This window comes from Streptomyces sp. NPDC001157 (genome assembly GCF_053598255.1).
The window spans coordinates 334068-353914 of the sequence record NZ_JBSFJW010000004.1; the positions used below are offsets into that span (position 1 = coordinate 334068).

A 19847-nucleotide genomic window follows, 5' to 3' on the forward strand; every position below is an offset into this window, starting at 1 on the left:
GCGTATGGCATCGATCGCCTGCATTCCCTCGGTCCCGTCGCCCGGGAACGCCACCGACCTCCGCGAGCGGGCACGTGGCGCGCTGCTGGGCCTGGCCGTCGGCGACGCCCTCGGGGCCCCGGCGGAGAACCTGAAGCCGTCGGAGATCCGTGCCCGCTGGGGCCGCATCACGGGTTACGTGACGGACAAGCCGGCGGGCACGGACGACACCGAGTACGCGATCTTCTCCGGCCTGCTGCTGGCCCGGCACGGCTCGGCACTCAACCCCTCACACGTGGAGGCGGCCTGGCACGAGTGGATCGCGGACCGCGACGAAGGCCCCTTCCGGGGCGCGGGATTCAGCGAACGCGGCACCCTGGAGAACCTCCGCCGCGGCCTCGCCGCCCCCATCTCGGCCCAGCACCGCCATGCCTGGAGCGACGGCCTGGCCATGCGCGCGGCCCCCTTCGGCGTCTTCGCCGCGGGCCGCCCGGCCGAGGCGGCCCGGCTGGCGGCGATCGACGGTTCGGTGAGCCACGACGGCGAGGGCATCTACGGCGGCCAGGCGGTCGCGGCGGGCGTCGCCGCGGCGATGGCGGGCGCACCGACGATCGCCGTCGTGGCTTCCGCACTCGCCGTCGTCCCGGACGACTCCTGGACGGCCCGCTCGCTGCGCCGGGCCGTGGCGGTGGCCCATCGCGGCGAACGGGCGGTCCGCTCGGCGGTCGTCATCGGCGGCTACCCCTGGACCGACCTCGCACCGGAGGCGGTCGCCCTGGCCTTCGGCGCCTACGCGGCGGCGGACGGCGACTTCCGCGACGCGGTCCTCACGGCGGTCAACATGGGCCGGGACGCGGACACGACGGCAGCGGTGGCGGGCGCACTGGCCGGAGCGACCCAGGGAGTCTCGGCGATCCCACCGGCCTGGGCAGCGGCAATCGGCCCGGCACGGGGCAGCTGCCTGCCGGCCATGGCGGGCCACCACGTACTGGAGGTGGCGGACCTGCTGCTACAGGAACCCACACCGCGTGTCGTCGTGCGCGATCCCTTCCCCCGGCCGGACCCGACCGCCTCCACCCTGGGCGCGAACGACGAAACGGAACCGACCCGATGAGCCCGCCCACCCCCTGGGACGAGGGAACGGCGGAGCTGTGCGAACCCACGGCGGCCGACGCGGAAAGCCCCCTACAGGGGCCACCTGCCCTTGAGGAGGAAGCCCACACAGATCCCGCAAAGCGGGACGAACTCGCGACCACCGACGGCCAGAACCTCCCAGCGGGGTCACCCGCCCCCGACAACCAAACCCGCACGAACCCCACAACGCCCGACGAACCCACGGTCGCCGACGGCGAGAACCCCCCACAGGGGCTACCCGCACCCGACGACGAATGCCGCACGGGTGGTGCGGGTGGGAACGAATCCGCCGATGGCGAAGCCGAGGCGGCCGACCGCCGGCCCTCGCACGGCTCCGCCAAGGCTGCCGACCCCCGGCCCCGGCAGGGCCACGCCCAGGCCGCCGACCCCCGCCCCCCACACGCCCCCGCCGGGGCCGGAAGAACCGTGGGGCTGCTGCTCGGTCTCGCCGCGGGTGACGCCGCCGGCTGGCCCGCCGCCCGCCACCGAGCCGCCCGTATGCCCGAGTGGACACGCCGCCTCACCCGCGAACTCGACACCTTCGCCGAACAGAACGCCACCACCACCCTCCCCGTCCCCATCGCCCTGAACCAACCCCCCGAACCCCTCCGCCTCGGCCCCTCCGACGACGCCGAGTGGGCCGCCTTCGCCGCAGAGGCACTCCTGCGCGCCGGCGACGACACCGCCCTCGGCGACCTCAGCCGAGAACGCCGTACAAGAGCCGCCATCGACCTCACCTGGAACACCCTCGCCAGCGAGGTGGCCGCCGCAGCGGACCGCGCACCGGAGGTGGAGTCCGCCGTCCTCCCCCTCCGCGCCCGTATCTCCGTCCGCGCCGGCCTCGGCAACCTCGCCACCGGCCTGCGCCCGCCCGCCACCGGCCACGACAACCCCCACTACTTCGACGACGCGGCCTGCGTACGGGCCTGCGTACTCGCCGTGGCCCACCCCGGCGCCCCCCGACTCGCCGCCGACCTCGCCGAGTTCGACGCCCGCTACACCCAGGACGGCGACGGAGTGCACGGCGCCCGGGCGATGGCGGCGGCACTCGCACTGGCACTGTCCGGCGCGGACGTCGGGACCTGCGTACGTGCGGCCCTCACCGAACTCCCCGAGACCACGGAGATCGGCCGCAACGCCCGCCACGCTCTCAAGCTGGCCGCCGACGCGGAGACCGCCTTCACCCTGGTTCCCCTCCTGGAGCACCAGATCGTCGACCACGTCTACAGCTACGGCATCGCCGCAGCCGAAACAGTCCCGGTGGCCCTGGCCCTGAGCGCCGCGTCGAACGGCCGTATCGCCGAGGCGGTACCGGCCGCGGCCTGCCTCTCCCGAGTCGCCGACTCGGCACCCGCCCTCGCAGGCGCCCTCACCGGCGCGCTGGGCGGCGGCGCATCGATCCCCCCGTCCTGGCGCGAAGCCTGCCGCACCCTCTCCGGCTGCGCTCTCCCCCGCCTCACCGGCACCGACCTGGTGGAACTCGCCGAACTCCTGGAAGCCACACAACCGGCCCCACCAGGAGGATGATTCGGGCCATGAGGACCAAAAACCCCAAAACCAGCCTCGAGGACCGGATCACCGGGGCCCTCGTGGGCGCGGCGGTGGGCGACGCCCTCGGCGGCCCCGTCGAGGGCTACTCCCCCGACCAGATCCTCGAACGCCACAGCGGCCGCGTCCACGGCATCGTCGGCCCCTGGAACGGCGAGGCCTGGCGCACGGCCCGCCCCCTCGCGCCGTACCACAAGGGCGACGGCCACGTCACCGACGACACCTTGATGACGCACGCCCTGATCCGGGTCTACGACCGGGTCCGCGACCACCTCGACGCGTACGCGATCGCGGACCACCTGGTCCCCGACCTGATGACGACCCCTCGCTGGATCCCGGAGCTGGAGCAGGAAGCCCTCCCCCTGCACCGCATCTTCCTCGCGGAGAAATGGCTGGTGGCCCGCCTGCACTACGGCCATGTCGACCCCCGCGAGGCCGGCATCGGCAACATCGTCAACTGCGGTGCGGCGATGTACATGGCCCCGGTGGGCCTGGTGAACGCGGCCAACCCCACGGCCGCCTACACCGAGGCGATCGACATCGCGGGCGCCCACCAGTCGTCGTACGGCCGAGAGGCGGCCGGCGTCTTCGCGGCGGCGGTGGCCGCGGCGGCCACCCCCGGGGCGACCCCGGACTCGATCGTCACCATGGCCCTCTCCGTCGCGAAGGACGGCACGCGGACGGCGATCGAGAAGGTCTGCGAAGCGGCGTCCCCCCACACGGACTTCGAATCGGCCCTGATCCCGCTACGGGAGGCAGTCGCTCCCTACGACACGGTGGGCCCGGACTACCGCACCCCCTCCCTCGGGGCCCGCCGCCCGTCCCGCCTCCATTCGATCGAGGAACTCCCCATCGCCCTGGGCATGTTGCTGGTGTCCCGCGGCGACTACCGCCACGCGGTCCTGGGCGCGGTCAACTACGGCCGCGACTGCGACTCGATCGCGACGATGACCGGCGCGCTCGCCGGGGCCCTGGGTTCCCCGGTCCCGGAGGACTGGTCGAAGCAGGTGGCGGAGGCAAGCCGCCTGGACCTGTGGGAACCGGCGACGACCCTCACCGCCGTGACCCGCGAGATCTTCGAACGAGACCTACACCGCCGCAGGACCCACGAGTCGGCGTTCAAGGACCTCGGAGGCCCAGGATGCTCCGACTGACCTGGGTCCAGCCGGAGGACCTGATCGGCCACGAACTACGCCAGGCGGCCCTGGACGGCCGAGAGCCGTCGGCAATCGCAGCGAGATGGCGCGCCGCAGGCGGCACTCAGGCTCCCCTGCGCGCAGGCGCGTCAGCCGACCCGGCCTCGCGCTATCTGCGGCTGCTGGCGAGGGACCTGCTGGACGAACTCGCGGAGCTGCCAGGCAGGTTGGCGGAGGAGGAACCAACCGATCTGGCACGGATCAAGGCTCTGTGCCCCGACTGGCCAGGCACCATGCCCCCACCCACCCTGCGAGCAGCCACCCCACCGAGCCTGCGGGCAGTCGTGCCGCTTGGGGCGGCTCCCGCCCCAAGGAGAGACGGCACCTTGCCGGCGCCAGTAAGCGACCCCACCCCCCACAGCACCCTCACCCAGGCCCGCCTGGAAGCCGCCTGGCTAGGCAGAGCCGCCGGCTGCCTCCTCGGAAAACCCGTAGAAAAACTCCCCCTCGAAGCCATCCGCGCGCTGGCCCGATCCACCGGCAACTGGCCCCTGAACACGTACTTCACAGCCCGCGGCGTCCCCGAAGAACTCCTCTCGGCACACCCCTGGAACCGCCGCTCGGCAACCACCTCCCTCGCCGAGAACATCGACGGCATGCCCGAGGACGACGACCTCAACTACCCCCTCCTCAACCTCCTCCTGCTGCAGCGCCACGGCAAACACTTCACCCCCACCGACGTAGCCGAGCTCTGGCTCTCCGAACTCCCCGCCGGCCGCACCTTCACCGCCGAACGCATCGCCTACCGCAACCTCCTCCTCGGCCTGGAGCCGCCCCAGACGGCCCGCCACCGCAACCCGTTCCGCGAATGGATCGGCGCCCTCATCCGAGCCGACGTCCACGGCTGGACCAACCCCGGCAACCCGGCCGCCGCAGCGGAACAGGCCCACCGCGACGCCACCCTCACCCACACCGCCAACGGCGTCTACGCGGCGATGTTCACGGCGGCCACCATCGCGCAGGCGGCCACCGCCACCCACGACATCCACGCCTGCCTCCGCACCGGCCTCACGGTGGTCCCACCCCGCTCCCGCCTGGCCCGAGCCGTCCGCCACGCCATCCAACTCGCCGAAGAGCACCCCGACTTCGACACCGTCGTGGACGAGCTCCACGCCACCCACGCCGACACCCACCACTGGGTCCACGCCGTCCCCAACACGGCCCTGATCGCCGCCGCCCTCACCCACGCGAACGGCGACTTCACAGGCTCCATCTGCCGTGCCGTGTCGGGCGGTTGGGACACGGACTCCAACGGCGCCACGGCAGGCAGCATCGCCGCTCTCCTCACCGGCACCCCCCTCGCCCTCCCCGACCGCTGGACCACCCCCCTCAAGAACCGGCTGACCACCTCCATCGGCGGCTTCAACGGCATCGGCTTCGACGCCCTGGCTCACCTCACCCACCGGGAGGCATCCCGCCCATGACCCACATCGTCGTACTGGGCAGCACGAACATGGACCTCGTCACCTACGTCGAGAAGGCCCCGCAGCGCGGCGAGACCGTCACGGGACGGGAGTTCCGTACGATCCCCGGCGGCAAGGGCGCCAACCAGGCGATCGCCGCAGCCCGCGCGGGCGCCACCGTCTCGATGATCGGCGCGGTCGGGGACGACGCCTTCGGCACCCGCCTCCGCTCCGCCCTCGAAGACTCGGGCGTCGACACCGACCTCCTGCGTACCGTCGAAGGCCCCTCCGGTACCGCCCACATCGTCGTCGACGACAAGTGCGGCAACTCGATCGTCGTGATCCCCGGCGCCAACGGCACCGTCGACCACCTCGTCCCCGGCGACGACGCCCTCATCGCCTCCGCCGACGCCCTGCTCCTCCAACTGGACACCCCGGCCCCCGCCCAGCCGCTGCCGTCCGAACTCCTCGCCGCCACCGACCTGTTGGTCCCCAACGAGCACGAGGCGACCACCCTCACCGGCCGCACCGACCCGGCCACGGCCCTGCTCGACCAGGTACCGGAAGTGGTCGTCACCCTCGGCTCCACGGGCTGCCTGTACGCGGCCCGCGGCGCCGATCCGCTCATCGTGCCGGCACCGCAGGTCACCGCCGTGGACTCGACGGGTGCGGGCGACACGTTCGTCGGCACCCTCGCCGTGGCCCTGACCGAGGGGCGGCCCATGCGGTCCGCGCCGGCATGGGCGGGAGCGGCCGCGGCGCTCTCCGTCCAGCGGCCCGGTGCATCGGCGTCGATGCCCTGCCGCCCGGAGATCGAAGCGCAGTTCGCGTCATGAACGAAGCCCCGCTCACCGGCCTGCGCGTCCTCGACCTCGCCACCCTCTTCGCCGGCCCGCTCGCCGCCACGATGCTCGGCGACTTCGGTGCGGAGGTCATCAAGGTCGAGCATCCGACGAAGCCCGACCCCTCCCGCGGCCACGGCCCGTCGAAGGACGGTGTCGGTCTGTGGTGGAAGATCCTCGGCCGCAACAAGCAGACCATCACCCTCGACCTCTCCAAGCCGGGCGGCCGCTCCACCCTCCTCCGTCTCGTCGCCACCGCCGACGTCGTCATCGAGAACTTCCGCCCCGGCACACTGGAGAAGTGGGACCTGGGCTGGGCGGAGCTGTCCGCCGCCAACCCCCGGCTGATCCTCACCAGGGTCACGGCCTTCGGCCAGTTCGGCCCCTATGCGCACCGCCCCGGCTTCGGCACCCTCGCCGAGGCCCTGACCGGTTTCGCCGCGATCACCGGCGAACCGGACGCGCCGCCGACGCTGCCGCCCTTCGGCCTCGCCGACTCCATCGCCGGTCTGGCCACCGCCTACGCCGTCATGACCGCACTGTCCGCGCGTGACCGCACCGGCGAGGGCCAGGTCGTCGACATGGCGATCATCGAGCCGATCCTGACCGTCCTCGGCCCCCAGCCGACCTGGTACGACCAACTGGGCTACGTGCAGAAGCGCACCGGCAACCGCTCCGCCAACAACGCGCCCCGCAACACATACCTCACCGCCGACGGCACCTGGGTCGCCGTCTCGACCTCCGCGCAGTCGGTCGCGGAACGCGTGATGTGCCTGGTGGGCCGCCCGGAGCTGATCGACGAGCCATGGTTCGCGACGGGCGCCGACCGCGCCCGGCACGCCGACGTCCTGGACGAGGCGGTCGGCGGCTGGATCGCGGAACGCACCCGCGACGAGGTCCTGGCGGCCTTCGAGAAGGCCGAGGCCGCGGTCGCGCCCATCCAGGACGTACGGGACGTGATGACCGACCCGCAGTACGCGGCCCTGGACACGATCACCACCCTCGACGACCCCGACCTGGGGCCCCTGCGCATGCAGAACGTCCTCTTCCGCCTCTCCGCCACCCCCGGCGCGATCCGCTGGCCGGGCCGCCCCCACGGCGCCGACACGGAGGCAGTACTGACCGACCTCGGCCTGACCCCAGCCGAGCTGACGGCCCTGCACAAGGAGGGCGCCACATGACCGCGCCCACACTCACCCCGCCCGACGCCCCCGGCAACCACCCACACACCCCCGACACCGAGCCGGCCCCGACCACCCTTGGCCCGCCCCCTGCCCAGCCGACAACCCTGCGCAAGGAGCGCACCCAATGACCGCGCCCCCGCTCACCTGGCTCTACGCCCCGGGCGACCGTCCGCACGTGGTCGCCAAGGCGCTGGCCGCCGGGGCCGACGTCGTCGTCATCGATCTGGAGGACGCGGTCGCCCCGGACCGGAAGGAGTACGCCCGGGCGGCCACCGCCGAACTCCTCTCCGCCCCGCAGCCGGTGCCGGTCCACGTCCGCGTGAACGCTCTGGACGGTCCGCTGGCACCCCGGGACCTGGACGCGGTGGCCGGCCGGCCCGGCCTCTCGGGCCTGCGGCTCCCGAAGGTCACCTGTCCCGAACAGATCATCCGCACCGCGGAACGCTCCATGGCCGCCGCCGACGACAAGCCCGCTCTGTACGCCCTCCTGGAATCCGCCCTGGCCGTCGAGCACGCCCACGCCATCGCCTCCGCCCACCCCGCCCTGCGGGGCATCGCCCTCGGAGAAGCGGATCTACGGGCCGACCTGGGAGTACGCGAGGACGCGGGCCTGGACTGGTGTCGTTCCCGGATCGTCGTCGCCGCCCGGGCGGCGGGCCTGCCCCCGTCGCCGCAGTCGGTCCACCCGGACATCCGCGACCTGGAGGGACTGGCGGCCTCCTGCGCCCACGGCCGCACCCTCGGCTTCCTGGGCCGCGCGGCCATCCACCCCCGCCAACTCCCCATCATCGAACGGGCCTACCTCCCCACGGAGCAGGAGGTCGAGGAGGCCGAGACGATCGTCAAGGCGGCGACGGCGCAGCAGGGCGCCCAGGCCCTGCCGGACGGAAGGTTCATCGACGCGGCGGTGGTGGCGGCAGCCCACCGCACGCTGTCACTCGCCCGCCGGAACTGAGGACGGGGGCGCCCCGACCTCACGGCCCGGGCGCCCCCGTCGACGTACGACTGAACAGTCAGCTCTTCTTGGCCGACTCCGCGCTGTCCTTCGCGCTGCTGTCCTCCGCCTTGTCCTCGGCGCCCGCAGTGTCCTCGGGTTCTTCGGGTTCCGTTGCGGAGCCCTCCGCCTCCGGCTTCGCCGCCGAGGGGTCCGCCTCGTCCTTGTCGAGGGACACGGCAGCCTCACCGTCGGCCTCGGCTGCTTCCTCGGCAGCACCCGGCTCGACCACTTCTTCCCTGCCAGGCCGCTTCTTCGCCGACACCACGATGTACGTCACCGCGAGCAGGAACACGATTCCCGCGGTCCAGTCGTTCAGCCGCAGGCCCAGGATGTGGTGGGCGTCGTCGACGCGCATGTACTCGATCCACGCCCGGCCCACGCAGTACGCGGCGACATACAGCGCGAACGCCCGCCCGTGTCCCAGCGTGAAGCGCCGGTCGGCCCAGATGACCAGCAGCGCGACGCCGATGCACCACAGGGACTCGTAGAGGAACGTCGGGTGGTAGTACCCGGGCACACGGCCGTCCGCCGAGGACGTGATGTGCAGCGCCCAGGGAAGGTGGGTCTCCTTGCCGTACAGCTCCTGGTTGAACCAGTTGCCCCAGCGGCCGATGGCCTGGGCGAAGGCGATACCGGGGGCGATGGCATCGGCGTAGGCGGGCAGCGGGATGCCCCGGCGCCGACAGCCGATCCACGCGCCGACCGCACCGAGCGCGATCGCGCCCCAGATGCCGAGGCCGCCCTCCCACACCTTGAAGGCGTCCACCCAGTCACGGCCCTTGCTGAAGTACAGCTCGTAGTCCGTGATCACGTGGTAGAGGCGACCGCCGACCAGGCCGAAGGGCACCGCCCAGACAGCGATGTCGGCCACCGTGCCGACCCGCCCGCCGCGGGCGATCCAGCGCCTGTTGCCGAGCCAGACCGCGACGAAGACGCCGATGATGATGCAGAACGCGTAGCCGCGCAGCGGGACGGGGCCGAGGTGGTAGACCCCGTGCGGCGGGCTGGGAATGTAGGCAAGTTCCATGGCAAGGTCGACGCTACCGTGCCGCGCCGGGCCGACGGCAGGCAGCCCGGCTACGGGTCCATAACGGGCGGGCGTGAAACTCTTACCCCTTGTTCGCCGCCAGCACCATCTGCTTCAGCTTCGCGGGGGTGAGCGTCTGGTCCTGGTAGATGTTCTTGCCGTCGAGCAGCACGGTCGGGGTCCCGCTGAAACGGCCGGCCTTGAAGGCGGCGTTCGACTTGTCGACCCAGCTGTCGTGCTTGCCGTCATTGACGCACTTGCGGAAGACCGCCGTGTCCAGGCCGTCCACCTTGCGCGCCAGGTCGATCAGCTTGGCGTTGTTCGCGAAGGTGTCGACGGTCTCCTTGGGCTGGTTCTCGTAGAGCACGTCGTGGTAGTCGCGGAACTTTCCGGCGTTCTGTGCGCAGGCGGCGGCGTTGCCCGCGCGCAGCGAGCCGGTGCCGCCGAGGTTGCCGTCGATGAGCCGGACCAGGTGGTACTCGATTCTGAGCTTGCCGGAGTCGGTCAGCTCATGGAGCGTCGGGCGGTACACCGTCTCGAAGGCCTGGCAGGCCGGGCAGCGGAAGTCCTCCCAGATCGTGAGCGTCGGCTTGGCGCTCTCCTTGCCCACGGCGATCGCGAGGCTGTCCTTGCCCTGCGCCCCGGAAGGCGCCACGACCGGGCCCGAGCTCTTGTCCTTGTCCTTGCCCGCGTTGGCGGCGACCACCCCGATCACCGCCGCGAGGCCGAGGACGCAGACGACGCTCGCGCCCACGATCAGCGTCCGCCGTCGCTTCTCCGCGGACTTCTGCTTCTCACGCTCGACCGCCAGCCGCTCCCGGGCGGTGCGCTTTCCGTCACGGTTCTTCTCGCTCACACCCCCAGAACGAAGCCGGGGAGGCGCAATGCGCCTCCCCGGTCCCAGATCCACTCGTTCGGAGGACCCGCGTGAAACAAGCGGACCCACATGAGATGAACTGCCTGGTTACGCCTGTCCGCGCACGCCCTTGGCGAGCTCACCGGCGAGTGCGCGGACGGCCTCGACGCCGGCCGCGTCGTCCGGCGCGTCCAGCATGCGCTTGACGAAGGCCGAGCCGACGATCACGCCGTCGGCGAAGCCGGCCACCTCGGCGGCCTGCTCCGTGTTGGAGACCCCGAGCCCGACGCAGACGGGCAGGTCGGAGCCGGTGGCACGGGTGCGCTCGACCAGGTCCTGGGCCTGCGCGCCCACCGACTCGCGGGTGCCCGTGACACCCATCAGCGAGGCCGCGTACACAAAGCCGCTGCCCGCCGCGGTGATCTGCGCGAGCCGCGCGTCCTTGCTGCTGGGCGCGACCACGAAGACCGTGGCGAGCCCGTGCTTCTCGGCGTGCTCCCTCCACAGGGCCGACTCCTGCACCGGCAGGTCGGGCAGGATGCAGCCCGCGCCACCGGCCTCGGCGAGCTCGGCGGTGAAGCGCTCGACGCCGTAGCGGTCGATCGGGTTCCAGTACGTCATCACGAGCACCGGCTTCCCGGTGGCCGTGTGCGCCTCGCGGACCGTGCGCATGACGTCGGCGATCTTGACTCCGCCACGCAGGGCGATGTCGTCCGCGGTCTGGATGACGGGGCCGTCGAGGACCGGGTCGCTGTGCGGCAGGCCCACCTCGACGACGTCCGCACCGCCGTCGAAGACGGCCTTGATCGCCTCGATGCCGCCGTCCACGGTCGGGAACCCGGCGGGGAGGTAGGCGATGAGGGCGGCGCGCCCTTCCGCCTTCGCGGCGGCGAGGGTGTCGGACAGCAGCTGAATGTTCCCGCTCACTTGGCGTCCCCCTCGATCTCGGCTGTGTCGGCCGCGTTGGCGGCGACCTCGGCGTCGGTGTCGTACAGGCCGAAGTAGCGGGCGGCCGTGTCCATGTCCTTGTCGCCGCGGCCGGACAGGTTGACGACGATCAGGCCGTCCTTGCCCAGCTCCTTGCCGACCTCCAGGGCGCCGGCCAGCGCGTGCGCGCTCTCGATCGCCGGGATGATCCCCTCGGTGCGCGAGAGCAGGCGCAGGGCCTGCATCGCCGCGTCGTCGGTGACCGCGCGGTACTCACCGCGGCCGCTGTCCTTGAGGTAGGAGTGCTCGGGGCCGATGCCCGGGTAGTCCAGACCGGCCGAGATCGAGTACGGCTCGGTGATCTGGCCCTCCTCGTCCTGCAGCACGTAGGAGCGGGAGCCGTGCAGGATGCCGGGCTCGCCCGCGGTCAGCGTGGCCGCGTGCTCGCCGGTCTCCACGCCGTGGCCCGCGGGCTCGCAGCCGATGAGGCGGACGCCCGCGTCCGGGATGAAGGCGTGGAAGAGGCCGATGGCGTTGGAGCCGCCGCCGACGCAGGCGATGGCCGCGTCGGGCAGACGTCCGGCCTGCTCCAGCAGCTGGCGGCGGGCCTCGACGCCGATCACTCGGTGGAAGTCGCGGACCATGGCCGGGAAGGGGTGCGGGCCGGCGACCGTACCGAACAGGTAGTGGGTGTGGTCGACATTGGCGACCCAGTCGCGGAAGGCCTCGTTGATGGCGTCCTTGAGCGTACGGCTGCCGGACTTCACCGCGACGACCTCGGCACCGAGCATGCGCATCCGGGCCACGTTCAGGGCCTGGCGCTTGGTGTCGATCTCGCCCATGTAGATCGTGCACTCGAGGCCGAACAGCGCGCAGGCCGTCGCCGTGGCGACGCCGTGCTGGCCGGCGCCGGTCTCGGCGATGACACGGGTCTTGCCCATGCGCTTGGTGAGCAGGGCCTGGCCGAGGACGTTGTTGATCTTGTGGGAGCCGGTGTGGTTGAGGTCCTCGCGCTTGAGGAACACCCGAGCGCCGCCGGCGTGTTCGGCGAAGCGGGGGACTTCGGTGAGCGCCGAGGGGCGGCCCGTGTAGTGAATGAGCAGATCGTCGAGTTCGCGGGCGAACTCGGGGTCGTGCTTGGCCTTGTCGTACTCGACGGCCACCTCGTCCACGGCGGCGACGAGGGCCTCCGGGATGAACTTGCCGCCGAACGCCCCGAAGTAGCCTTCGGGGCTGGGGATTTGACCCTCCGGGTCGGGGATGAAGAAGTCGCTGGGCATGCGGAAACCTCACGGTGAGTGTGTTTGAGCAGAGCACTAATCGCCGTGGGGGCGGGGGTTGTTCGACGGCTGACGGCCGTCTGTGGCTTGTCGCGCCCACGCGGCGGAGCCGCATATTGGGCACAGTCCCGCGCCCCTATAGGGCGCGCTGCCATCGACGGCCGTTTACCTGCCCGGGTTCGTCTCCGATGACGTATCGCACCCTACGACCGTGCACACGCCGTGCCGGGGCGCGGCAACCACGAGGGCGGCAGCCGCGCGCGAGGCGGGCGTACCTGTCCGTGGTGGTCGTCGTCAGCGTCATCGGGGCAAGCCTATCGAAAGATCAGCTGCGGCCGTGCCGCAGCGCGGGGTGCTCACCCGCCGCCACCAGGTCGGAGACCGCCGACTTCGGGTCCTTCCCCGTCACCAGGGACTCACCGACCAGGACGGCGTCGGCGCCTGCGTTGGCGTAGGCGATGAGGTCGTGGGGGCCGCGGACGCCGGACTCGGCGATCTTGACGATGCTGCCGGGGATCTCCGGCGCGACGCGCTCGAAGGTGCCGCGGTCGACTTCGAGGGTCTTGAGGTTGCGCGCGTTGACGCCGATGACCTTGGCGCCCGCGTCGACGGCGCGCTCGACCTCGTCCTCGTCATGCACCTCGACGATGGGCGTGAGGCCGATGGAGACCGCGCGCTCGATCAGCGACTCCAGGGCCGGCTGGTCGAGGGCCGCGACGATCAGCAGCGCCAGGTCGGCGCCGTACGCGCGGGCCTCCCACAGCTGGTACGAGGTGACGATGAAGTCCTTGCGCAGGACCGGGATGTCCACGCGGGCGCGGACCGCCTCCAGGTCGGCCAGCGAGCCGCCGAAGCGGCGCTGCTCGGTCAGGACGGAGATGACGGCGGCGCCGCCCGCCTCGTAGTCCGCGGCGAGGCCGGCCGGGTCGGCGATCGCGGCCAGGGCGCCCTTGGAGGGGCTGGAGCGCTTGACCTCGCAGATGACCTTCACGCCGTCGCCGCGCAGTGCGGCCAGGCCGTCCTTGGCGGCGGGAGCCTTCGCTGCGCGCTCCTTGAGCTCGTCGAGGCTGACGCGCGCCTGCCGCTCCGCGAGGTCGGCACGGACTCCGTCGATGATCTCGTCGAGCACACTCACGCGAGCGGCCCCCTTCCAGACGGTTGACTGTTCAAGCTGTCGACCAAGCTGACCCGAGGGAAATACAGATGGTCACTGCGATGGTATCCGCAGGGAGGGGTAGGCCTCACATCCGGTTGACGCCGGTCCCAGTACCTGGACATTCGCCATTTGATCAAGGATGTAGCCAGCCACCGAACGGCAGGTTCCGGACAACCGTGAAGACCAGCGACAACGTCCCCAGCACCCACAGCTGCCGGCTCCCGAGCTCGATGCGCACCGGTCGTCCGCGCACCACGCGCACCACCCATACGGTCCACAGCACGGCGAAGCCCAGATAGCCCACGACAGCGAGGGCGTTGGCCTGGAGCGCCGCGAGCAAGTCCCCGTGGATGAAGGAGTGGGCGCTGCGCAGGCCGCCGCAGCCGGGGCAGTAGAGGCCGGTGAGCCGGTAGAGGGGGCAGACGGGGTAGTGGCCGGGCTGGTACGGGTCGACCGTTCCCACGTACGCGAAGGCACCGGCGACGGCGGCCAGCACCCCGGCGGGGACGGCGAGCCGCGCCGGCACCGTGGCTGCGGCGTCGGACGGTGTCGCGGGCCGGCTCTCTGTGTTCACGTCTCGCATTGTCCCCCCGGGCGGTCGCCACGCACGCGTGAGGGGCGATCCGGCATCGGATCGCCCCTCAGCAACGGTCGTATGTGTGTCAGCTCTTCGCGCTCACGGCCGCCTGGCTCTGCTCGAGCGCGTCCTGGAAGGTCTGGTGCGCGTCCTTGGGCTGGCCCATGCCCATCGCGCTCATGATCCAGCCGACGATGCCGCCGATGACCACGATCGCCATGCCGGCCCAGAAGCCCACGGGCTGGGCCATCACCATGAAGGCACCCGAGACGCAGAAACCGATGAAGGCGATCGTGACACCGGTCCAGGCGGCCGGGGTGTGACCGTGGCTGCTGCCCGCCATGACTTGCTCCTCGCTGATGTTTACGTGTCTGAGCCGGACGCTCGGACGACATTCTCCCGCACGCGCCCGCGTGCGGGACTCGGGGGTGGCTCCTTGCGCGTGGCGGCCCGGGAAGGGCGGGTCAGGCCCCGGTGGGGTCCTCGCCCCGGTCGAGTGCCTTCCAGATGTCCTCGGGGCGGTCCGGGTCGACGGGGGCGGCCCTGCGGCGGGGCTTGGGGGCGCCGTCGCGTTCGTAGCGGCCGGACATCGCCGGCCAGTTCCGGCCGTAGCGCAGCGCGAGCAGGCCCGCGACGAGGAGCAGGGCGCCGCCCACGGCCGCCACGTACGGCCAGGCGGTGTGGGAGAGGCCGGCCACGGTGGCCGAGGTGTCGCCGGCGGCCTGCGCGGCCTTCTCGTCGAGCGCGGAGCTGTCGGAGGCGCCCAGCAGGGCCGCGGCGACGGTGCCGGCGCCGGACAGCGCGAGCAGCGCCGCGACCAGCAGACGGCCCGCCTTGCGGACGGCGAAGACGGCGACGAGCGCGGCGAGGCCCACTATGGCGAGCGCCGCGGGTACGCCCGTGACGTCGCTGCCCTTGGCGGTCAGGGGGAAGGCGCCGCCGGCCACCGTCGCGGTCCCCTCCGACCAGCGCTGACGGGTGGCCAGCAGCGCCACGGCCGCGCCCAGCGCGCCGCACAGCAGGGCAAGGGCGAGACTCCGGCGACCGGACCGCGCGGGTCCGTCGGCTTCGGAACGGGGGTGAGGAGCAGCAGTCACGTACTCCACTATCGCCCGAACCCCGGGCGAACCGTCACCCGGGGTTCACGTGAGAAGCGCCCCACTTGTCGCCGGAAGGGTCCTATCGGCCCAGCCGGTTGGCCGTGTGGACCGCTCGGAGCACGGCGGCGGCCTTGTTGCGGCACTCCTGGTCCTCGGCGACCGGGTCGGAGTCGGCGACGATGCCGGCGCCCGCCTGGACGTACGCCGTGCCGCCCCGCAGCAGGGCCGTGCGGATGGCGATGGCGGTGTCGGAGTCGCCCGCGAAGTCGAGGTAGCCGACGCAGCCGCCGTACAACCCGCGCCGGGACGGCTCGAGTTCGTCGATGATCTGCATCGCCCGGGGCTTGGGGGCGCCGGAGAGGGTGCCGGCCGGGAAGCAGGCGGTCAGCACGTCGAAGGCGGTGCGGCCCTCGGCGACCTTGCCGGTGACGGTGGAGACGATGTGCATCACGTGCGAGTACCGCTCGACGGACATGAAGTCGACGACCTCGACCGAGCCCGGCTCGCAGACCCGTCCGAGGTCGTTGCGTCCCAGGTCGACGAGCATGAGGTGCTCCGCGCGCTCCTTCGGGTCGGCGAGCAGTTCGTCGGCGAGGGCCTGGTCCTCCTGCGGGGTGGCACCGCGGTGCCGCGTCCCGGCGATGGGATGGACCATCGCATGTCCGTCCTCGACCTTGACCAGGGCCTCGGGGGACGAGCCCACGACATCGAAGCCGTCGAAGCGGAAGAGGTACATGTACGGCGAGGGGTTGGTCGCCCGCAGCACGCGGTAGACGTCCAACGCGCTTGCCGTGCACGGCGTTTCGAAGCGCTGCGAGGGGACGACCTGGAAGGCCTCCCCGGCCCGGATTCGCTCCTTGATGTCCTCGACGGCCTCCTGGAAGTCGGGGCCGCCCCACAGGGCCGTGTACTCGGGGAGCTCGGAGGGCGGGAGCACGGCGGGCGGCTGGGCGACCGCGCGCGAGAGGTCCGCCTCCATGGCGTCGAGGCGGGCGACCGCGTCCGCGTGGGCCTCGTCGACGCCCGTGTCGAGGTCGTTGTGGTTGATCGCGTTGGCGATCAGCAGGACCGAGCCCTCCCAGTGATCCATGACGGCGAGGTCGCTGGTGAGGAGCATGGTCAGCTCGGGCAGCTTGAGGTCGTCCCGCTCCCCCGGGCCGATCTTCTCCAGGCGGCGCACGATGTCGTAGCCGAGATAGCCGACCATGCCGCCGGTGAAGGGCGGCAGCCCCTCCTGGTGCGGGGTGTGCAGGGCCTCGATGGTGGCGCGCAGGGCGGCCAGCGGGTCGCCGTCGACGGGGACGCCGACGGGCGGGGCCCCGACCCAGTGGGCCTCACCGTCGCGCGCGGTGAGGGTGGCGGCCGAGCGGACGCCGACGAAGGAGTAACGGGACCAGGAGCGGCCGTTCTCCGCGGACTCCAGCAGGAAGGTGCCGGGGCGCTCGGCGGCGAGCTTGCGGTAGAGCGCGACCGGGGTGTCGCCGTCGGCGAGGAGCTTGCGCGTGACCGGGATGACGCGCCGGTCGGTGGCGAGCTTGCGGAAGGTCTCGAGGTCCATGGCGGCAGACCTTACTGATCCGAGGCGACGGCACCGGAATCGGCACCGTCCTTGAGGAGCACGTCGGCGTCGAAGCAGGTGCGCGCGCCGGTGTGGCAGGCGGCGCCGACCTGGTCGACCTTGACCAGCACGGTGTCCGCGTCGCAGTCGAGCGCGACCGACTTGACCCACTGGAAGTGGCCGGAGGTGTCGCCCTTCACCCAGTACTCCTGACGGCTGCGCGACCAGTACGTGCAGCGGCCGGTGGTGAGGGTGCGGTGCAGCGCCTCGTCGTCCATCCAGCCGAGCATGAGCACCTCTCCGGTGTCGTACTGCTGGGCGATGGCGGGGACGAGCCCGTCGGCGCTGCGCTTGAGGCGCGCGGCGATGTCGGGGTCGAGGCTGCTGGGGGACGGCGTGCTGGTCATGGGTGCCATTGTGCCTTCCGCCACTGACAGTGACGGGACGGTGTCCACTGTGCGGACCCGAAGGGTGGTCGTAGGCTGACTGCATGTCGACTTTCGCCAAGCGTGAACGACTTCTCCTGGCCGACCTGTTGGAGGCGGAGGGCCCGGACGCCCCGACCCTCTGCGAGGGCTGGCGGACCCGTGACCTCGCCGCGCACGTGGTGGTGCGCGAGCGCCGCCCCGACGCCGCAGGCGGCATGCTGATCAAGCAGCTCGCGCCACGCCTGGAGCGGGTGATGGCGGAGTTCACCGCCAAGCCGTACGAGGAGCTGATCCAGCTCATCCGCACCGGCCCACCTCGCTTCTCACCGTTCCAGCTCAAGCAGGTCGACGAGTTGTCGAACACCGTCGAGTTCTACGTCCACACGGAGGACGTGCGCCGTGCGCAGCCGGACTGGACGCCGCGCGAGCTGGACCACGTCTTCCAGGACACCCTCTGGTCCCGCCTGGAGCGCTCGGCCCGTCTGATGGGCCGCAGCGCCCCCACGGGCCTGGTGCTGCGCCGCCCGGACGGCCAGACGGCGGTCGCCCACCGCGGCACCCCCGTGGTGACGGTGACCGGGGAACCGTCGGAGCTGCTCCTGTTCTCCTACGGTCGGCAGAGCGCCGCCGAGGTCGAGCTGGACGGCGACAAGGACGCCGTCGCGAAGCTGCACGAGGCGAAGCAGCTGGGGATCTGAGGCAGCCGGGTCTCTCAGGGCCGAGGTCAGCGGGGCAGCTCGGCGCGGCGCAGGGCGGGGACGCTCAGGGCGACGACCCCGCCGAGCCCGGACACGGCCGCGCTGACCGCGAAGACCGGGGCGACGCCCCAGGCGCCGGTCACCGCGGCGAACAGCGGCATGGTCAGCGGGACGATGCCGAGGCTGACCAGGCCGGTGACCGCGGTGACCCGGCCGAGGTAGGCCGGGTCGGCCTGGGTCTGCAACAGGGCATTGCACAGGGACCCGCTGAGGCCGGCGAGCAGGCCGATGAGGAGGGCCACCCCGGCGGCCTCGACAATGTTCGGGACATACGCCAGGGCACCGATGGCGACGCTTCCCGCGAAGGCCGTGTACGCGACGACATGCCCGGCGTACGGCAGGCGCCCCCGCACCGTCAGCAGCAGCGAGGCGGCCCCGGCGCCGATGCCGAACCCGGCGACCACCCAGCCCAGGCCGGCGGCGCCCCACCCGCGGTCGTCGGCCAGCAGGGTCACGCCGACGTTGAGCGGACCGACGAAGCCGAGGTCACCGAGGGCGATGGCCAGTGTCAGCGGGGCGAGGACACGGTGGCGGCGGATGTGGCCCAGCCCGTCGCGCAGGTCCCGCCAGGCGGTGCGCCGTGCACCGACCCGGTCGTCCGGAGGCAGCTCCCGTATGCGCACGGAGATCAGGAGCGGTATCGACACCGCGATCAGCAGCCCGGCCAGCCCGAACGCGGCGGCCGCACCTCCCATCGCCGCCCCCAGGCCGCCGAGCGGCGCGCCGACGACGTAACCGAAGCGGATCGCGAGACCACGCATGCCCTGGACGCGGGTCAGCTGGCCCCGGCTGGTGATGCGCGCCGGCAGGGCGCCCGCGGCGGGCATGAACACGGCGTCGACGATGCCGAAGACCACGGCGAGCACGGCGAGCGGCCACAGACCGGGGCTGGTGACGAACAGCAGGGCAGCCACGGCCAGCACGGCCGCGCAGCGCACCGCGTCGCTGCCGATGACGACCTTCCGCGGCCCTAACCGGTCGGCGATCACTCCCCCACCCAGCATCAGCAGCGCCCGGGGTACGGCGCTCGCCGCCATGACCATGCCTGCTTGCGAGGGCGATCCCGTCTGTACGGCGGCCCAGGACAGGGCCACGTAGTAGACGGTGTCGCCGACCATCGACGAGGTGTAGGCGGCAAGCCAGCGCAGCACATTGGGGTCGCGGTGCGCGGGCGGCTGGGCAGTGACCGGGGCCGTGGCCGTGCCGTCGAGAGCGGTGGTCATGCGGGAGGTCCTCTCAGAGACGGAATCAGAGACGGAAGGGGAAGCCGTACGTGTGCACCGCGACGTTCTCGCGGCCTTCGGTGTCGCCTGCGGCGTCGGCCGCGCGGCCGTGCTCCTCGTAGCGGCGGACCAGGGCGCTCATCTCCTTGGCCAGCTCGGCCAGTTCGTCCGAGGTGAGCCGCAGCAGCCACTCGGAGTCGTCGGACGCCGTCGTCCACGCGTCGCTCCAGTGGGCCCGTGCGTCGAGGTAGCGGCGGTACATGTCGGCGCGCTGCTCGAAGAAGAGCCTGCTGGCCGCGGTGTGGGCGGCGGCCTTCTCGGGGGCGTCCCGGAAGTCCTCGTCGTGAATGCTCAGTCCGTCGGAGGCGGGCTGCCACCATCGCTCGCGCCCGTCCCCGCTCCGCGGCTCGGCCTCCTCGATCAGCCCGTGGTCGGCGAGTTTTCTCAGGTGATAGCTGACCAGCGCGACGGCCTCGTCGACCTGTTCGGCAAGCTGGGACGCGGTCGCCGCCCGCACAACGATCAGCAGTCGGTACAACTGCGCCCGCAACGGATGCGCGAGGGCCTTGAGTGTGCCCACGTCCGTGATGCGGCGGTCCTTCTTCCTGTCTGCCATGCCCCCACGCTAGATACAAAAGAAAAGTTGCACAACTAATTTTGCGCAACTTCTCTTT

At 72.0% G+C, this 19847-nt stretch carries 22 protein-coding genes; 9 read left to right on the forward strand and 13 right to left on the reverse strand.

Annotated elements, in window-relative coordinates; translation table 11 throughout:
- Positions 1-4 precede the first annotated feature (4 nt).
- The 8 genes from ACWDAG_RS09845 to ACWDAG_RS09880 are packed head-to-tail and all read left to right on the forward strand — an operon-like array spanning position 5 to position 8241.
- On the forward strand, positions 5-1093 hold the full coding sequence (locus tag ACWDAG_RS09845; RefSeq protein WP_450695072.1) for an ADP-ribosylglycohydrolase family protein: 1089 nt from the start codon (positions 5-7) through the stop codon (positions 1091-1093).
- Positions 1090-2640, forward strand: coding sequence for an ADP-ribosylglycohydrolase family protein (locus ACWDAG_RS09850; RefSeq protein ID WP_450695073.1), 1551 nt, complete (start codon positions 1090-1092; stop codon positions 2638-2640). Before ACWDAG_RS09845 ends, ACWDAG_RS09850 begins: the two co-directional genes overlap by 4 nt.
- A gap of 8 nt (positions 2641-2648) precedes the next feature.
- Entirely contained in the window at positions 2649-3815 is a 1167-nt protein-coding gene (locus ACWDAG_RS09855; RefSeq protein ID WP_450695074.1) for an ADP-ribosylglycohydrolase family protein, read from the forward strand.
- Positions 3803-5281: an ADP-ribosylglycohydrolase family protein gene (locus ACWDAG_RS09860; protein ID WP_450695075.1), complete on the forward strand. Its 1479-nt coding sequence runs from the start codon at positions 3803-3805 to the stop codon at positions 5279-5281. The genes ACWDAG_RS09855 and ACWDAG_RS09860 overlap by 13 nt, the downstream gene beginning before the upstream one ends.
- Positions 5278-6096, forward strand: coding sequence for a ribokinase (locus tag ACWDAG_RS09865; RefSeq protein ID WP_450695076.1), 819 nt, complete (start codon positions 5278-5280; stop codon positions 6094-6096). The genes ACWDAG_RS09860 and ACWDAG_RS09865 overlap by 4 nt, the downstream gene beginning before the upstream one ends.
- A complete protein-coding gene (locus tag ACWDAG_RS09870; RefSeq protein WP_450695077.1) occupies positions 6093-7283 on the forward strand; it encodes a CaiB/BaiF CoA transferase family protein in 1191 nt (396 codons plus the stop codon). Before ACWDAG_RS09865 ends, ACWDAG_RS09870 begins: the two co-directional genes overlap by 4 nt.
- Positions 7280-7414: a hypothetical protein gene (locus ACWDAG_RS09875; RefSeq protein ID WP_450695078.1), complete on the forward strand. Its 135-nt coding sequence runs from the start codon at positions 7280-7282 to the stop codon at positions 7412-7414. The genes ACWDAG_RS09870 and ACWDAG_RS09875 overlap by 4 nt, the downstream gene beginning before the upstream one ends.
- Positions 7411-8241: an HpcH/HpaI aldolase/citrate lyase family protein gene (locus ACWDAG_RS09880; RefSeq protein ID WP_450695079.1), complete on the forward strand. Its 831-nt coding sequence runs from the start codon at positions 7411-7413 to the stop codon at positions 8239-8241. The genes ACWDAG_RS09875 and ACWDAG_RS09880 overlap by 4 nt, the downstream gene beginning before the upstream one ends.
- A 58-nt stretch (positions 8242-8299) precedes the next feature.
- Here the strand turns inward: ACWDAG_RS09880 and lgt are convergent, their stop codons facing one another.
- The 11 genes from lgt to hisI form a co-directional block, all read right to left on the reverse strand.
- Positions 8300-9310 carry a prolipoprotein diacylglyceryl transferase gene (gene lgt, locus ACWDAG_RS09885; RefSeq protein ID WP_450695080.1) on the reverse strand — a complete coding sequence of 337 codons (1011 nt, stop codon included), beginning with the start codon at positions 9308-9310 and terminating at the stop codon, positions 8300-8302.
- A gap of 82 nt (positions 9311-9392) precedes the next feature.
- Positions 9393-10166: a DsbA family protein gene (locus tag ACWDAG_RS09890; RefSeq protein ID WP_450695081.1), complete on the reverse strand. Its 774-nt coding sequence runs from the start codon at positions 10164-10166 to the stop codon at positions 9393-9395.
- 108 nt (positions 10167-10274) lie between these two features.
- On the reverse strand, positions 10275-11093 hold the full coding sequence (gene trpA / locus ACWDAG_RS09895) for a tryptophan synthase subunit alpha (RefSeq protein WP_450695082.1): 819 nt from the start codon (positions 11091-11093) through the stop codon (positions 10275-10277).
- Positions 11090-12373, reverse strand: a complete 1284-nt coding sequence (trpB, locus tag ACWDAG_RS09900) for a tryptophan synthase subunit beta (RefSeq protein ID WP_450695083.1) — start codon at positions 12371-12373, stop codon at positions 11090-11092. Before trpB ends, trpA begins: the two co-directional genes overlap by 4 nt.
- Positions 12374-12509: 136 nt before the next feature.
- Positions 12510-12677 carry a tryptophan biosynthesis modulator TrpM gene (gene trpM, locus ACWDAG_RS09905; protein ID WP_164932276.1) on the reverse strand — a complete coding sequence of 56 codons (168 nt, stop codon included), beginning with the start codon at positions 12675-12677 and terminating at the stop codon, positions 12510-12512.
- A 21-nt stretch (positions 12678-12698) separates the two neighbouring features.
- Positions 12699-13508 (reverse strand): indole-3-glycerol phosphate synthase TrpC, encoded by an 810-nt coding sequence (gene trpC / locus ACWDAG_RS09910; protein WP_450695084.1) that lies wholly within the window; start codon positions 13506-13508, stop codon positions 12699-12701.
- A gap of 154 nt (positions 13509-13662) precedes the next feature.
- Positions 13663-14112 carry a DUF2752 domain-containing protein gene (locus tag ACWDAG_RS09915; RefSeq protein WP_450695085.1) on the reverse strand — a complete coding sequence of 150 codons (450 nt, stop codon included), beginning with the start codon at positions 14110-14112 and terminating at the stop codon, positions 13663-13665.
- A 79-nt stretch (positions 14113-14191) separates the two neighbouring features.
- Entirely contained in the window at positions 14192-14449 is a 258-nt protein-coding gene (locus ACWDAG_RS09920; protein WP_450695086.1) for an HGxxPAAW family protein, read from the reverse strand.
- A 121-nt stretch (positions 14450-14570) separates the two neighbouring features.
- Complete coding sequence (locus tag ACWDAG_RS09925; RefSeq protein ID WP_450695087.1) at positions 14571-15212, reverse strand: TIGR02234 family membrane protein; 642 nt, start codon at positions 15210-15212, stop codon at positions 14571-14573.
- 73 nt (positions 15213-15285) lie between these two features.
- A complete protein-coding gene (locus tag ACWDAG_RS09930; RefSeq protein ID WP_450695088.1) occupies positions 15286-16764 on the reverse strand; it encodes an anthranilate synthase component I in 1479 nt (492 codons plus the stop codon).
- 11 nt (positions 16765-16775) lie between these two features.
- A complete protein-coding gene (hisI, locus tag ACWDAG_RS09935) occupies positions 16776-17171 on the reverse strand; it encodes a phosphoribosyl-AMP cyclohydrolase (RefSeq protein WP_450695089.1) in 396 nt (131 codons plus the stop codon).
- Positions 17172-17254: 83 nt separating this feature from the next.
- Between hisI and ACWDAG_RS09940 the strand changes: the two genes are divergently transcribed.
- A complete protein-coding gene (locus ACWDAG_RS09940; protein WP_450695090.1) occupies positions 17255-17890 on the forward strand; it encodes a TIGR03085 family metal-binding protein in 636 nt (211 codons plus the stop codon).
- A gap of 26 nt (positions 17891-17916) precedes the next feature.
- Here the strand turns inward: ACWDAG_RS09940 and ACWDAG_RS09945 are convergent, their stop codons facing one another.
- Both ACWDAG_RS09945 and ACWDAG_RS09950 read right to left on the reverse strand, forming a co-directional pair.
- Positions 17917-19173 (reverse strand): MFS transporter, encoded by a 1257-nt coding sequence (locus tag ACWDAG_RS09945; protein WP_450695091.1) that lies wholly within the window; start codon positions 19171-19173, stop codon positions 17917-17919.
- Between the two features lie 25 nt (positions 19174-19198).
- Positions 19199-19789: an ArsR/SmtB family transcription factor gene (locus ACWDAG_RS09950; protein ID WP_450695092.1), complete on the reverse strand. Its 591-nt coding sequence runs from the start codon at positions 19787-19789 to the stop codon at positions 19199-19201.
- Positions 19790-19847 lie beyond the last annotated feature (58 nt).